Consider the following 14,833-nt stretch of genomic DNA (forward strand, 5'->3'; position numbering starts at 1 on the left):
CCTCCTTATACTTTATCCTAAGTATTGTTCTAAAAAAATGTCTCTATATTTATGGCTGATATAAGCGACTAAAGGGTACTCCTTAAAGTACACAGGCCAAGCATTTTTTTCATGTTTCTCTATTCGGTAGATATTCTCCAGATTAATGATATAAGATTTATGGGTTTGCATAAATTGATAGGCTGCTACTTTCTCTAATACTTGCTTCATTGTCATATTAGGAATCGTATACTGATCACTCTTTGTATAAACCATACATTTTTTTCCTTGAGATTCAATAAACAAAATATCTCTTATGAAAACTTTTAAAATACAGCTTTTTATTTCAAATCGTATTGCTTGATTAGTATTACTGTTCTGTATAACACCTCTTATTAAACGATCAAAAATTTTTGATACCTGTTCTTGCTTATATGGTTTTTCTATAAAATCATAGCAGTGATATTTTTTAAAAGCTTCAAGTTGATAATAAACATGAGTCGTAATAAAGACAATATAAGTTAATTCATATTGAGGCATAGACCGAATCTTCTCTGCAATTTTCAAACCTGAAAAATCAGGAAGTTCAATATCTAAAAAAAACAATGAAATTCTTTCTTCGTTTACTATTTTTATGGCATCTTCTCCTGTAGTGGCTTGAAATATGTTGAGATTTTTGTTTAAACACTTGAGCATTCTAATTAAGTTTTTTCTTTCAACCTGATTATCTTCAACAACAAGAATATTTAACATGGTCATCCTCCTTTTCTCTATTTTTCTCTCTTTTTTGCCCTCATTATATAGAGCGAATTAGATTAAAAATGTTCCCAAATCTAGTAACTTTTTTATAACGATTTATTTTGTTATATATATTCTAAAAAAAAATCAACTTATGATTTAGTCATAAGTTGATTAAAGTATTATATTGATTTCCCTCTTTCCCGATCTGCAATTTGATCTAATTTACGCAGTCGATGATTGACACCTGATTTTCCTATGGGAGGATTTATCATCTCCCCAAGCTCTTTTAATGTTGCATCTTGATATTCGACCCTTAGCTCTGCAACCTCTCTTAAGTTGTCAGGCAAGCGATTTATGCCTATGGATCCTTCGATATATTGAATGTTTTGAATTTGCCTTATGGATGCATCCACTGTTTTACTTAAATTTGCTGTCTCACAGTTGACAATCCGATTAACATTGTTCCGCATTTCTTTATAGACACGGATGTTTTCTAGATCTAGCAAAGCACTATGGGCTCCAACAATATTTAATAGGTCCACCACTTGGTCTCCTTCTTTTAGGTAAACCACATAATTTCCTTTTCTTTCTACTACCTTTGCATTCAGGTCAAAACTATTAATTAAATCCCTTAATCCTTCACTTAGCTCTTTGTGATGTGTTACAAATTCTAAATGATAGGTTTTTTCCGGATCACTTACTGAACCTCCCCCTAGAAAGGCCCCTCTTAAATATGCTCGTTTACAGCATCTGTTTTGCGTCAATTCCTGTGGTATACGATAAGTAATATCAAAGGAGTCATCAACTTTTTTCATAATCCCTAAATCCGCAAGAACTTCACTACTTCCCATGGAGTGTGTGATTACGAGTAAATAATAGTTATTCTTTTTTAAACGAGCATTTCGTCGAATCATGACCTCTGCATGAATATTATACTGTTTTTTGATAATTTTGAATAACCTTCTGGCAATGGCTGGATTTTCAGTTGTCACTTTGATATTTAATTTCTGCGATCCGACTAATTGCAAAGTACCACTCATTCGAATTAACGCCGCTAGCTCTGCTCTCACACAGCACGACTGTTCACCCTCAATACGAGCTAATTCATTTTTTGTGTTTGAAGAATATGACATGGTATCACGACCTTTTTATACAAATTTCATTGGTGATTTCCATTACAATTATTCTTATATTTTTTGCCTAATTGAGCAAAATATAAGTGAAACTGACTATGGAGGTGTAAGATAATGAATCAACATCCAAGCATGGAAGTTATGTGTCATGTAAATAATTGTAAATTCAATGAAGCAAATTATTGCTTTGCTCCTAAAATTGAGGTAAACGCGCAGTCTGGTGACCAAGCAAGCTCTTCTACTGAAACGGTATGTACAACGTTTAAACCTCAGTAAGTGCAACTAAGATATTTAGAAAGACCTCACCTACCTTTGTGAGGTCTTTCTAAATAGATGAATTGCTTTTTCAATAATTTGTTTTTCATCATCGTACTTTGCCAATTCGATGCAGCGATCCATGTGAATGAATTTAGCATCAATAAAGCCTTCTTCTTTTTGTGGAATACAAGCGATTGTCCTAGACTGCATTAAGAACCAATGGACAGTTTTATTAATCAAATCATTATCTTCCCAACTATTTTTGAAGGTATAATGAATTTTATTAATGTATTGTATCACTTCCACCTTAACACCTGCTTCTTCATGGACCTCACGAACAGCTGCCTGTTGAAAACTTTCGTGATTTTCCACCTTCCCCTTTGGTAAAACCCAATCTCCATTATATTTTTTTAGTAGCAGTATAGCATTACCAAAAACTACCACACCGCCGGCACTGATTTCTTGCCGCACGACTTCCACTCCTTCATTTTGCATCACTCTATCTTGGGTGTATTGCTAAAATTCCCATCTCATTGGATAAGAACTTCAAACAACTACATCCTCTAAATCAATTTGGCTACACTTCAGAGAAATATAAAACACCTCTGAGTTAAGTCTCATTTCATATTAGTATATTCTTCACTTCACTTTAGGTTATTCAATAAACATTTTTCTACTAAAAATAAATACTCTATATAATAATTTATCATATTCCACTACATATTTCAATAATCAGTGTATGGTAGACTTTATTATCATTTGAATTTTCAAATAATCTAGTCATATTAAGTAAAAAAAAAATCAACAGACCCTAAAAAACAGGATCTGTTGATTTTAATATAATTTGGTTTCTACTCTACTGACTTTAATTTTGCAGTAAAGTGCCTTAATACCTTTGGTTCATAGATAAATTCAAAAAAAAGCTAGAAAGAATGTTCTTCTTCCTAGTTATCATTGCGTTTAATGGCTTCTCGAATGTAGAAGTAATCTAATATGCGATTACGATCTGTGGCTAGCTTTTCTTGAAGCACCCGATCAACAATTATTTTCGATAGGGTAATGGCATCATGTCTCACGTAATCCTTCTTAATATCCACTAGATCCCGCTCAATCAATTTTATGTTCATTTTCTTTAATTGTTGGCGATCCACTTCAGTAACTTTAACGAATTTCGCTCCTTCTGAATAGTACTTCTCTTGAATGAATCCACTGATACCTTCTTTATTGGCAATGACATAGTCTAATTCCAGTCCATTGCAATGGCTAATCACTGCATTGATGTGCTCTATTAAAGAATAATCATCGGTTTCACCAGGTTGTGTCATTAAATTAGGTATATAAAACCTAAGACCAGAAGCATTTTTCAGTGTTTCTCCTATTTCTTTAACTAACAAGTTGGGCACGACGCTGGTGTAGAGACTTCCAGGCCCTAAAATAATGGCATCAGCTTGTTCGATAGCTTCTATTGCTTCCTTCAATGCTCTTGCACCCTTGGGCTTAATAAAAATCTGTTCTATGGCACTTTGCTGCTCTATACTTTTTAAGGGGATATCAGACTCTCCTTTAATAACCGAACCATTTTCTAATTTAGCATACAGTGTCATATCCTCTAGTGTAACTGGAAGTACATTTCCTGTTACAGCTAACACTTCACTGATTTTTTTGATGGCATCTTCAAAATTTTCACTGATTCCATTCATTGCAGCAATCAATAAGTTCCCAAAACTTTGTCCTTTCAGCGCGCCCTCTTGAAATCGATATTGTAATAGCTTTTCCATGGTAGGCTCCATATCTGCAAGGGCTAAAATACAATTTCGGATATCCCCAGGAGGGAGCATTCCTAAGTCTTCTCTTAGTTTTCCCGATCCCCCCCCATCATCTCCAACTGTTACGATGGCAGTAATATTTGAGGTAAAACACTTTAATCCTCTTAAGAGAACAGAAAGCCCAGTTCCCCCGCCGATTACCACAATCTTAGGTCCTCTGTTTAAAATCCGTTGGTCATGAAGCTTTTTGTTAATCTTAGATCTGTCCATCCTCCCTGTCATAGGATTAGGAATATCCATCAACCGTAGCAGGGAGGCCAGTCCACTTCGAATAGAATAAATGACAAAAAAGACTCCTACTCCTCCTATGAGAATAGCAATCCATCCCCTCAGTTCAACTCCAATGTCAACAACAAAACCGGCAATGGCACTTGCAAAGAGGAGAATACCTACGATGCCAATTGTCATCCAACGTTTGACCTGTAGCCCAGGCTTAAGCCAATCTAATAAATTCATTAGGACTCTTTTTTCCTCTCTCTAGTCTCTCCAGAATCGCGATGACTTAAGGTAACCCGATGTCCTTTATCCTTTAACTGATGATAAAGTACATGGGCAATTGTGACAGAGCGGTGTCTCCCACCGGTACACCCTATGGAGATGACCAATTGATTTTTGCCTTCTTGAACATAGTGTGGAATTAAAAAGCTCACTATGTCATGGAGCTTATTGGAAAATTCTACACTTATTGGAGAATTCATGACATAATTTCTTACTTTCACATCATTTCCTGTAAAATCCTTTAGTTCTTCAATATAAAAGGGGTTTGGTAAAAAACGCACATCAAATACTAAATCAGAATCCAAAGGGATACCATGTTTAAAGCCAAAGGATGCAATGGAGATCATTAGGTTATTCATTTGATTACCTTCTACATAAATATTTCTTAACTCTTCCTTTAACTGAGCTGGTATGAGCTTCGTTGTGTGGATAATGTGGCTAGCGCGGTCTTTTAATTCTTGAAGCAACTCTCTTTCTCGAGTAATACCATTTTCAATGGATCCATCAACATTTAATGGGTGACTTCTTCTGGTTTCTTTGAATCGCTTCATCAATACTTCATCATCAGCATCTAAGAACAAAATTTCATATTGATGCCCTAAATGTTCAAGCTCCTTTAAGCTTTCAAATAAGTCATCAAAAAACATCCCCCCACGAATGTCAATCACAAGGGCAGCTCGACTGATCACACCTTGGGATTGATGACACAGTTCAGCAAATTTTGGTATTAAAGCCGGGGGTAAATTGTCCACACAATAAAAACCAAAATCCTCCATACTTTTGACAGTTTGGCTCTTTCCCGCCCCTGACAATCCTGTAATAATGACAAATTTCATGACTTCACTCCTCTTTTGTAACAAACATGTTCAAGACTAAACTACACTTCCCCCACAACTCTTACTTCATTATGTAACCCTACGTCAAATTTTTCTTTGACCTGTTTTTGAATATGTGCAATTAAATTAAGTACATCTGCTGCGCTGGCATTATCAATATTCACAATAAACCCCGAATGAAGCTCAGAAACTTGAGCGCCTCCTATTTTGAAACCCTTCAAATTACAATCTTGAATTAATTTACCAGCAAAATATCCTGGGGGCCTTTTAAACACGCTACCGGCACAAGGTAGATGTAATGGCTGTTTTGTTGTTCTTTTGACTGTTAAATCATCAATAATAGAACGAATCTCTTCGTATTTTCCTTCTTGAAGTGCTAGTACTACCTCTAATGCTATATACCCTTTTTCTTGTATGATACTCGTTCGATAGTCTAATTCCAGTTCTTCAAGTGATAGGTCAATGATCTCACCCTGGTGGTTCAATACCTTGCAGGACTTAACCACATCTTTCATCTCTCCGCCATAGGCACCTGCATTCATGGTTATAGCGCCTCCCACTGTGCCTGGAATCCCATTAGCAAACTCAAATCCCTTTAGACAAGCCCTTGCAATTTGGTTTGAAAGGGTAGATAACAAAATTCCCGTCTGGACAATCACATGATTTCCTTCAAAACGAACCTCATTAAAATTTTCCGCAATTTTTATCACAACACATCGCATGCCTTTATCACGCACCAGAAGGTTGGAACCATTACCCATCACAAAGTAGGGAGTCTTACTTTTCTTACATATTTCAACAGATTGTCGAATTTCCTCTACTGTTCTTGGCATCACCAATAAGTCAGCAGGTCCGCCGATCTTAAATGATGTATGTTTTTTCATTGGTTCCTCCAAAAATACATGCTCTTCTCCCATTAATGCAACAAATTCTTGATATAAATTTTCCTTGTCCATTTCATTCACTCCTATATCTCATTCAGCTTCCAATAAATCAAGCTCGTTTTATTCATTTATCATTCTTTCCTTACTGCTATCAATTAATGCTTCTCTTAATCAAAGGAACCACTGCACTTTATTGTCTTCACTTACTTGCTTTTTCTCATTTTAGTATAACTTTTTTTTTTCATTGGGTCAATTATTCTGGACAATAGATCATTGCTGTTTGCTTTTTATCAGCACATTTACCTTCTCTTCAGCATCCTGTAAAACTTGTTGTGGTGTTTTTTTCTCCAATACCCCTTGTCTAATTTCATTTTGAATAATCTCATCAATTTCCTTCCAATATGGATGAGGCGGCGGTATTTCTGTATAAGTGAGGGTCTCATAAATCATCGTCATTAAAGGATCTGCTTCGTATATATTTCCTACGGATTTTTTAACTGGGAATACACCTAATCGCGTCAACTCCTGTTGATGCTTTTCTTCTGATAAAAATTTTAAAAAAGTCACACCCATTTCTAATTTCAAAGGATCCTGCTGTTTTGTCATCCCATAGGATCCTACCATGTTACTCATTGTAATGGGGGCTCCCTTTTCTCCTATTGGAAAATGTGCAATAGAATAATTAAATCCAGTCCCCTCCTGTTTCATCTGTTTCAGAACATTTAATGACCAAGTGCCTGTAGGATAGACAGCTGTTTTTTGTTCCTGATAAAAGTGTGTCCATGCGTCATTGGCATTGTTTTCTCCAAAGTCTTCTGGCATCACAGCATACTCATTTTTCAAATTGATTAGTTTTTCTATCCCCTTTTGAGCTCGATGGTCATTAAATACATAATGTAACCCTTCATCAACGATTTCGCCTCCGTCACTCAGTAAAATTCCCCATAGGTTATAATATCCCGGTTGAATAAATCCTCCCAAGCCATAATGATCGATTTTTCCATCCTCTTCGCTAGCAAATGTCAAAACTTTCATTTTTTCAATAAATTCATCGTAATGCCACAAGCCATCCATAGGAGGCTCCACTCCCCTATCTTGAAAAATATCCAAATTTAATGCCATGGTGTAAGTGGTCATCATCCAGGGCATTGCCCATATACGGCCGTCATAAGTCACAGCCTCCAGGGCATTTTCACGGAAGTCCTGTATTTCAGTAACAGATAAAAATGGGTCTAGAGGCTCCAATAAGCCTTTATGGAGCAAGCTATAGTCGCTGCCAATGGGTATGATATCAGGTAGCTGTCCTAGTTTGGCAGCTGACTCTACTTGTATGGGTCCTCTTTCCCAGGTCAAGGGCTTAAATTGAATGTATACACCGGGATAAGCCTTTTCAAATGCCCGAATTTTATCATAAATCCACCTGAAGTTTGTGCCCGTACTTTGATCTAATCGTGGGTAGTCCCAGAATGTAATGACGCCAGTCCACTCCGGCTTATCTTTTACTTTATTGTAGTTCATTTCATTAGGACGATGAAACAATAAGTAAAAGGGTCCTATTATCATAAATAAAACAAATATGATACACAGAAAAAGGGTGATACCATTTTTAAGTTTTCTCTTGGCCATATACATTCCCCCTACTCCAATTTATTCATCTTTAGATTTGATTATTCATAGGGAATGTATATATGCAAAAATGACTCAAGGGCCTAGACTATTCTAGGCCCTTGATTGGATTTTCAACGAATTTCCTATTTGTACATCTCCTGTTTTGATCGTCTTTGCAAAAAAGATATGTTCTTGAATATGGCATTTTCTAGACTTTGAGATCAGGGGACAATTTGGGTGACAGTGTTTCCCTATTTCTGTTATTCTGATGACAGCTTGCCCCATCTCATATAAATCCACTTTATTCAGCACTTTCAAGGATAAGCCTTCCACTATAAAGTTAGCTTGAAACCGATTATGACAAAATCCCTTTCCAGTAGTTTCAACTAATTCTTTTAATCCCTTGGAGGTGATAAAACTCAATTGGCGTTCTTCTTGATTCTTTACTTCTACCAAAATACTTTCACATTGATGCCAGTTTCCCCCTTGGTCCTTATCATAAATTCCTTGGATCCTTTGCATCCATTAGCCCCCAATTTCAGACATGCTTCTTGCACTCATTTCATGCTTGTTGGTATATAGGTAATGTTTTTCAGGCTTTAATTGAATCCCGTTAGATAACACTGCTCCAATCTGTTCAGGATTTTCCCTAGCCACCCTTAATAAATCAATTTCGTGGTTACTGTGAAGACATGGCTTCAGTTTCCCATCACTTGTGACTCGAATACGATTACAGCTCTCACAAAAATGGCTACTAATAGGATTAATAAAGCCAACCCTTCCTTTTGCCCCCGGCAGTCTATAGAGTCTAGCTGGGCTAGTGGCATCTGTTATAATAGGAACCAATCCTTCAATTTTACTTTTCACTTCCTCATTGGATAGAAAACGGTCTTTTGCCCAACCACTTGCTTCCCCAATAGGCATCAACTCAATAAATCGAACATCAATAGGATCATCTACTGTTAAATTAGCAAAATCCTCTATTTCATCCTCATTATATCCTCCGATCACAACAACATTCAACTTCACAGGAGTCATCCCTAAGCGCAGGGCTTCCTGTATCCCTTCCAACACTTGGCTTAAATCGCCGCCCCTGGTGATTTCTTTATATCTGTCAGGTCTTAGAGAGTCAATGCTAATATTAATTCTTTTTAGCCCCGCATCTTTTAATGCTTCTCCATATTTTTTAATGAGGAGCCCATTGGTGGTCAATGCAATATCTTGAATTCCAGGTATATTTGAAATATTTTTAATTAATCCGATGACCCCTTTTCTAACTAGAGGTTCTCCACCAGTAATTCGTACTTTATTAATACCATTTTCCGCACCTATTCTGACGATTTGTTCGATTTCTTCCAAGGTTAATATATCTTGATGTGTTTTTTTATAGATTCCCTTTTCAGGCATACAATATTGACAACGCAAATTACATAGATCCGTGATAGAAATCCTCATGTAGTTAATGCTTCTTTGGAATGTGTCTTTCATGTATTTTCCCCCTTAATCATCTACTTAATGATGTGCTGGTGTTTGGATTAACTTTTTTTCGGATAAATATGAATATATAAAACAAAAACTAGTCCTCGAAAGGACTAGCTTAAATAGCTAGTATATTTCCTTTCCAATGTTGGGAGGCACAAAAATTTCTCTAGGTACCTATCGGCCACTAACCTTAGACAGTTTGCCCTTAGGAAAAGTAACTCGGAAATAAATTTTATTGAATTGTCTGGTAACTCATTTTATTATATCAGACTTTTTTACAAATTGAAACTAGCTATGGATAATTATTGTACTTCCCTTTCAATAAAGTCCCTATCTTGTGTATTTTTTTTAGTTTCATTGTGCTATAATTTAATTGATAATATTTTATCAAAGGAGAGGATACCTTGAAAAAGTATATTAACGTTCTTAAGTATGCTATGGAAATGGAAAAGCAGGGCCATCAATTTTTCAAAGAAAATGCTCAAAAAATGACCTTACCTAGTGCTAAAGAAATGTTTGAAAAACTTGCAGAAGTTGAGCTAGATCATTATCACTTCCTAGAAGATCAGGTTAACCATATGGTGAGTAACAATGAAGTCAAGGAAGTAGAAATGGATATTAACCGTGAAAATAATATCTTTGAAGAACGGGCCACTAAGGAAATGTTAGAACACACATTAAGTGAATCTATGGTACCAGATTTAACTGTCTTAAGAAGTGCTTACTTAATGGAAAAAGATTTTGCAGAGTTTTATCATGATGCTGCCTTAAAGGCTGAAGAACCTAAAGTAAAAAAACTCTTCACTACCCTAGCCACATGGGAAGAAGGTCATGAACGTTTTTTTAAAGAAGAATATGATCGTCATATGAAAGAATATATGTATCAACCTTGGGGGGGATAGCACTCGTCTGATGCTCTGGCATCGACTCATATCTCACTTAAATTTAAACTAGTAAAAGGAGTCGCTTGTGACTCCTTTTACTAGTTTATGTCCAATAAAAAAGATGGCCTAGTGTAGGCCATCTTTTTTTATCTTGCTATTATTTTTACAACTTTAACACCTGTCACCTTAAGCCCTGGAATTTTACAGTATTTATCCAAGTCTGTTCCATTAGTTAATACATTAGCTGCTCCTTCAAAGTAATGGAATGGCATGAACACAACATTTTCATCAACAATTTTTGTGACTTTTGCCTTTGTTCGCACTTCACCCCTAGGAGATTTCACCTTAACAGTTTCTCCATTCGTTATCCCTAGAGACACGGCTAGATTTGGATGCATTTCAATATAACTCTCTGGTGCCATTTGATTAATTCCCTCGGTCTTTCCTGTCATTGTTCTGGTATGATATTGATATAGAATTCGACCGGTTGTTAAGATGAGTGGATATTCCTCATTACCTAGTTCACTTGACTCCACATGTTCCACTGCCATGAACAATCCAGCTCCTCTGGCAGGCTTTCCTGTATGGAGAAACTTTGTTCCTGGATGATCTTCAGTAGGACATGGCCATTGAATTCCAATATCCTCAATTCTATCATAGCTGATTCCTGCATACTGCGGTGTCACTTGTCGAATTTCCTCAAAGATCTCTTCAACGTTTTTGTACTGCTTGTCGTATCCTAGGTGATTCATCAATTCCATGAAAATCATCCAATCAGCCTTGGCTTCTCCTTGAGAATTCACAGCTTTTCTGACTCGTTGTACCCTTCTTTCTGTGTTCACAAAGGTACCATCCTTCTCTGCAAAGGAAGCTGCGGGTAACACCACATCTGCTAGTTCTGCTGTTTCTGTTAAGAATAAATCTTGTACAACAACAAAGCTATTCTTTAAGGCTTCTTCAACATGATGAGTATCTGGATCAGAGACCATCGGATTTTCACCAAAGATATAGATCATTTTCACATCACCATGGGCTGCTTTATGCATTACTTCTGGAATGGTTAATCCAACATTATTAGAAAGCTTTGTATTCCAAGCCTTCTCAAACTTGTTAATCACTTCTGCATTTGTTACCTGCTGGTATCCAGGCATTACATTTGGTAATGCACCCATGTCACAGGCTCCCTGTACATTATTTTGCCCTCTTAGTGGGTTGATGCCAGTTCCTTCTTTTCCTAAGTTACCTGTGGCTAATGCTAAGTTAGATAAACTCATGACACTTTCAGTTCCATTGTGATGCTGGGTGATTCCCATACAGTAAAGAATACTTCCTCTAACGCCTTGACCATATAGACGTGCTGCTGCACGGATATCCTCTGGCTTAACACCACAAATCTCTCCAGCCATCTCTGGGGTATATTTTTGTACAACTTTCTTTAGTTCTTCAATTCCTTCTGTATTCTCTTCTATATAGGTTTTATCTTCTAAGCCCTCTTCAAAAATTACATTAAGCATTGCATTAGATAGGGCAATACTGGTTCCTGGCTTAATCTTTAAGAATACATCAGCATCTTGAGCTAGATCAATTTCTCTCGGATCAGCTACAATGAGTTTCGTTCCATTTTTCACTGCCTGACGTACTTGTGCTCCAATAACAGGATGACTCTCTGTTGTATTGGAACCCGTTATAAAAATGACATCAGCTTGCTTTACTTCAGCAACACTGTTTGTCATGGCACCGCTTCCTAATGTAGTTGCAAGACCTGCAACTGTAGAGGAATGTCAGAGTCGTGCACAATGATCAACATTGTTTGTGCCAATCACTGCTCTCATCATTTTTTGCATTAAATAATTTTCTTCTGTCAATGAACGAGCCGATGAAAAGCCTGCAATTGTATCTGGTCCAAAGTTCTCTTTAGTGTGTTTTACTTTATCAACAATAACTTGGTAGGCTTCTTCCCAGCTGGTCTCTACTAGTTTTCCATCCTTTTTGACCAATGGCTTTTTTAGTCGATCCGGGTGATTGATAAAATTGAAGGCAAACTTTCCTTTTACACAAAGTAATCCTTCATTAGATGGCCCCATTGCTGGATCTACTTCCACAACTTTATTATCCTTAACCAGAAGGTCCATTTGACATCCTACACCGCAATAGGCACAAGTTGTTCTAGTGGACTTTGTCTCCCAATATCTAAACTTTTCCTTGCTCTTAGGCATTAATGCGCCTACGGGACAGACAGATACACAGTTTCCACAAGAAACACAAGTGGAATGCTCTAGTCCTTTATCAAATGGTGTGGCTATATGAGTATCAAATCCTCTTTCAGCAAAACCGATGGCATCGGTCCCCTGAAGCTGAGAACAGACATATACGCATTTACCACAAAGAATACATTTCTCTTGGTCACTATAGTAGAATGGGTTGGATTCATCTGTTTCGTATTCTTTTTTCGCTCCACCATAACTGGACTCTTTTATATCATACTTGTAACACAAGTCCTGTAATGTACATCTTCCAGCCTTGTCACAGGTCAAACAGTCCAATGGATGATTGGCCAGCATTAAATCTAATATTTCTCGTCTTGCTTCTATTACATCATCACTTTCCGTCCACACTTCCATACCTTCACCAACAGGCGTACAACATGCAGTAGGTAGATTTCTACCTCCTTTTATTTCAACAACACATATTCTACAGGACCCATGAGGCTTTAGTCTTGGATCATGGCAAAAAGTTGGTATTTCTACGCCTAGTTGACTAGCTGCTTCTAATATTGTTGTCCCAGCTTCAACTTGGACTTTCATACCATCAATAGTCAATGCAATCATTTTTTCGCCCCCTTCTTACTTCTTCACAATCGCTTTAAATGGACAAGCTTCTAAACATGCACCACATTTAATACATTTTTCTTGATCAATTAAATAAACTTCTTTACCCTTTACGCCACTAATACAATCTACTGGACACTTTTTAGCACAAATGCCACACTTTTTACATAATTCACTCACTACTAGATATTTAGCTAAGGCTTTACACACGCCTGCTGGACAACTTTTGTCATGAACATGTGCATCATATTCATCTCTAAAGTACTTGAGTGTTGATAATACCGGGTTTGGTGCCGTTTGTCCAAGGCCACATAATGAAGATGATTTGATGGTCTTGGCAAGACTCTCTAGTTTATCAAGATCCGCAACGGTCCCCTTGCCCTCTGAGATAATATCTAATAACTCTAACATTCTTTTTGTTCCTTCACGACATGGCGTACATTTACCACAGGATTCTTCAACAGTAAAGTCTAAGAAAAATCTTGCAATATCTACCATACAGTTATCTTCATCCATGACAATCATTCCACCGGATCCCATCATGGATCCTAGTTCAATTAAGTTATCATAGTCAATGGGTGTATCAAGATGCTCCGCTGTAATACAGCCTCCAGATGGACCACCGGTTTGTACGGCCTTGAATGCCTTTCCATCAGGAATCCCACCACCAATATCATAAATCACTTCCTTGAGGGTCGTACCCATTGCAATCTCAACAAGTCCAGTATTATTGATTTTTCCTCCTAGAGCGAATACCTTTGTTCCTTTTGATTTCTCTGTTCCAATGCTGGCAAACCATTCTGCTCCATTTAAAATAATTCGTGGTACATTTGCATAGGTTTCTACGTTATTGAGTAACGTCGGTTTATTCCAAATTCCCTTTTGGGCAGGAAATGGTGGTCTTGGTCTTGGCATTCCACGTTTTCCTTCGATAGAGTTGATTAAGGCGGTTTCCTCTCCACAAACGAAGGCTCCAGCTCCCAGTCGAATCTCCAATTCGAAATCAAATCCTGTTCCAAAAATGTCCTTCCCTAGCAAACCGTTTTCCCGCGCCTGCCCAATGGCAATTTCAAGGCGTTCAACAGCAATCGGATACTCTGCTCGAATATACACATATCCTCTATTGGCTCCTGCGGCATATGCCGCTATGGCCATGGCTTCTATCACAACATGAGGGTCTCCCTCTAAGACAGAGCGATCCATAAAGGCTCCTGGATCTCCTTCATCGGCATTACAGGCTACATATTTTTCATCGCCCTCAGCCTTTGCTGTAAATTCCCATTTCAGCCCCGCAGGGAATCCACCACCACCTCGGCCTCTTAAGCCAGATCTTTTCATGATGTCAACGACTTCTTCTGGCTGCATTTCTGTTAAAACCTTACCTAAAGCTTTGTATCCATCATAAGCGATGTATTCTTCAATGACCTCAGGGTTGATGACGCCACAATTTCTTAAGGCAATTCTTGTTTGTTTTTTATAAAATCCAACTTCATCAATGGCCTTAATCTGGTCACCTACATATGATTCCTTGTATAATAAGTCAGTGACAATCCGTCCCTTTAATAAATGTTCCTCTGTAATTCTGTCAATATCTGATAGCTTTACATGACTATAAAAGGCGCCCTCTGGATAGACAATGACAATGGGTCCCGCTTCACACAATCCAAAGCAGCCTGTTTTAACGAGTTTAACTTCTTTTTCTAGCCCATACTTCTTAAATGCTTCATCAAATTCATCTATCATTTTAAATGAATCTGAAGATGCACAGCCTGTTCCGCCACACACCAATACATGTGATCTAAATAAATCCATGATTTTACCCCCTTACATAATTGTTGGTCATTTAAGCGCTATTGTCTTTATTACGAGTCCCTGA

Annotated in this window: 13 protein-coding genes and 1 riboswitch; of the genes, 2 read left to right on the forward strand and 11 right to left on the reverse strand. The window is 37.3% G+C overall.

What is annotated here, in order from left to right; genetic code table 11:
• Positions 1-12: 12 nt before the first annotated feature.
• Positions 13-732 carry a LytR/AlgR family response regulator transcription factor gene (locus AMET_RS20060; RefSeq protein ID WP_012065116.1) on the reverse strand — a complete coding sequence of 240 codons (720 nt, stop codon included), beginning with the start codon at positions 730-732 and terminating at the stop codon, positions 13-15.
• Between the two features lie 167 nt (positions 733-899).
• Positions 900-1,853 carry a DNA-binding protein WhiA gene (gene whiA, locus AMET_RS20065; RefSeq protein ID WP_012065117.1) on the reverse strand — a complete coding sequence of 318 codons (954 nt, stop codon included), beginning with the start codon at positions 1,851-1,853 and terminating at the stop codon, positions 900-902.
• A gap of 114 nt (positions 1,854-1,967) precedes the next feature.
• On the opposite strand from whiA, the gene AMET_RS25245 reads away from it, so the two are divergent.
• Positions 1,968-2,129, forward strand: a complete 162-nt coding sequence (locus tag AMET_RS25245; protein ID WP_012065118.1) for a DUF1540 domain-containing protein — start codon at positions 1,968-1,970, stop codon at positions 2,127-2,129.
• A gap of 30 nt (positions 2,130-2,159) precedes the next feature.
• Here AMET_RS25245 and AMET_RS20070 read toward each other — a convergent pair whose 3' ends face one another.
• From AMET_RS20070 to moaA, 7 genes are all read right to left on the reverse strand, one after another.
• Positions 2,160-2,582: an NUDIX hydrolase gene (locus tag AMET_RS20070; protein ID WP_012065119.1), complete on the reverse strand. Its 423-nt coding sequence runs from the start codon at positions 2,580-2,582 to the stop codon at positions 2,160-2,162.
• Between the two features lie 473 nt (positions 2,583-3,055).
• Entirely contained in the window at positions 3,056-4,393 is a 1,338-nt protein-coding gene (locus AMET_RS20075; RefSeq protein ID WP_041721158.1) for a gluconeogenesis factor YvcK family protein, read from the reverse strand.
• Positions 4,393-5,271 (reverse strand): RNase adapter RapZ, encoded by an 879-nt coding sequence (gene rapZ, locus AMET_RS20080; protein WP_012065121.1) that lies wholly within the window; start codon positions 5,269-5,271, stop codon positions 4,393-4,395. The genes AMET_RS20075 and rapZ overlap by 1 nt, the downstream gene beginning before the upstream one ends.
• Before the next feature lie 41 nt (positions 5,272-5,312).
• On the reverse strand, positions 5,313-6,227 hold the full coding sequence (murB, locus tag AMET_RS20085; protein WP_012065122.1) for a UDP-N-acetylmuramate dehydrogenase: 915 nt from the start codon (positions 6,225-6,227) through the stop codon (positions 5,313-5,315).
• Between the two features lie 198 nt (positions 6,228-6,425).
• Positions 6,426-7,781, reverse strand: coding sequence for an extracellular solute-binding protein (locus AMET_RS20090; protein ID WP_012065123.1), 1,356 nt, complete (start codon positions 7,779-7,781; stop codon positions 6,426-6,428).
• A 93-nt stretch (positions 7,782-7,874) separates the two neighbouring features.
• On the reverse strand, positions 7,875-8,285 hold the full coding sequence (locus AMET_RS20095; RefSeq protein WP_012065124.1) for a hypothetical protein: 411 nt from the start codon (positions 8,283-8,285) through the stop codon (positions 7,875-7,877).
• A gap of 3 nt (positions 8,286-8,288) precedes the next feature.
• On the reverse strand, positions 8,289-9,251 hold the full coding sequence (gene moaA, locus AMET_RS20100; protein WP_012065125.1) for a GTP 3',8-cyclase MoaA: 963 nt from the start codon (positions 9,249-9,251) through the stop codon (positions 8,289-8,291).
• 110 nt (positions 9,252-9,361) lie between these two features.
• Positions 9,362-9,482, reverse strand: a riboswitch (molybdenum cofactor riboswitch).
• A 167-nt stretch (positions 9,483-9,649) separates the two neighbouring features.
• Here moaA and AMET_RS20105 point away from each other — a divergent pair.
• Positions 9,650-10,147 carry a ferritin-like domain-containing protein gene (locus tag AMET_RS20105; RefSeq protein WP_012065126.1) on the forward strand — a complete coding sequence of 166 codons (498 nt, stop codon included), beginning with the start codon at positions 9,650-9,652 and terminating at the stop codon, positions 10,145-10,147.
• Positions 10,148-10,275: 128 nt separating this feature from the next.
• Here AMET_RS20105 and fdhF read toward each other — a convergent pair whose 3' ends face one another.
• Together fdhF and nuoF are read right to left on the reverse strand one after the other, a co-directional pair.
• Positions 10,276-12,957, reverse strand: coding sequence for a formate dehydrogenase subunit alpha (gene fdhF / locus AMET_RS25250; RefSeq protein ID WP_083761062.1), 2,682 nt, complete (start codon positions 12,955-12,957; stop codon positions 10,276-10,278).
• Between the two features lie 15 nt (positions 12,958-12,972).
• Positions 12,973-14,769, reverse strand: coding sequence for an NADH-quinone oxidoreductase subunit NuoF (gene nuoF, locus AMET_RS20120; protein ID WP_012065129.1), 1,797 nt, complete (start codon positions 14,767-14,769; stop codon positions 12,973-12,975).
• Positions 14,770-14,833: the final 64 nt, after the last annotated feature.

This window comes from Alkaliphilus metalliredigens QYMF, from assembly GCF_000016985.1.
Lineage (GTDB): Bacteria > Bacillota > Clostridia > Peptostreptococcales > Natronincolaceae > Alkaliphilus_A > Alkaliphilus_A metalliredigens.